This window comes from Arhodomonas sp. KWT, assembly GCF_010993615.1.
The window spans coordinates 1-910 of the sequence record NZ_WNXE01000670.1 but is presented as its reverse complement, the minus strand read 5'-3'; the positions used below and the strand labels follow the sequence as shown (position 1 = coordinate 910).

Annotated in this window: 1 protein-coding gene; it reads right to left on the bottom strand. The window is 72.1% G+C overall.

Going from position 1 to position 910, the window contains the following annotated elements:
• A partial coding sequence (locus G7A99_RS21620; protein WP_163143988.1) for a cobalamin-binding protein occupies positions 1–806 on the bottom strand: 806 nt, incomplete at its 3' end.
• Between the last annotated feature and the right edge of the window lie 104 nt (positions 807–910).

Sequence of the window (910 nt, the reverse complement as noted above, 5' to 3'; positions counted from 1 at the left end):
GGGCTGGCGCGGTGGATCACGTCCGGGTCGACGTTGAAGAGGTTGTCCCGGGCCACTGCGGTGATCGACGGCCACTGCTGCCAGTCGTCCAGCCACTGCGGGCGCTCCCTGCCCCGTCCGGCGGCAATGATGACCTCGGGATCGGCGGCGATGACCGCCTCGGTGCCCACCCGCGGCACCAGCGGGTCGAGGTCGGCGAAGACGTTGCGCCCGCCGCAGAGGTCGATGACACGGCTGATCAGGTGCTCGCCGTTGACCGTGATCATGGGATGGTTCCAGATCTGGAAGAACACGGACACGCTCGGCTGTCCCGAGTAGCGTTCGGCGAGGTGGTCGCGCTCACTGCGGAAGCGGGCCGCGGTGGTGCGGGCGGTCTCGGGGGTGCCGGCGAGCCGGCCGAGGCGTTCGACGGTCTCGGGGATTGCCTCCAGCGAGCGCGGTTCGCTGACGAACACGGTCAGCCCCAGCTTGCGCAGCCGCGCCACCGTCTCCTCGCCGTTGCCGCTGCGCCAGGCGACGACCAGGTCGGGGTCGAGCCCGAGGATGCGCTCGTAGTCGACCGCGTCATAGCTGCCCACCCGGGGCAGCTCCCGGGCCGCCGGGGGCCAGTCGCTGTAGCTCACGGCGCCGACCACGTGAGTCCCGGCGCCGGCGGCGTACAGGATCTCCGTCGCATGGGGGGCGAGACTGACGATGCGCTCTGCCGGCTCCGGCAGATCAATGCGGCGGCCATCGTCGTCGACGGCGCTCACCGCCGCGGCGGCCGCGGCGTGGAGCAGGAACAGGGCGGCGAGCAAGGTCCTCATGCGGTGATCTCCCCGAGGGCGGTGTCTAGTCGGCGCCAGGCGCCGGCCGTGCCGGGCAGGCCGAAGCGCAGGGCCGGCGGATCGTCGAAGGCCCGCACCAGTAT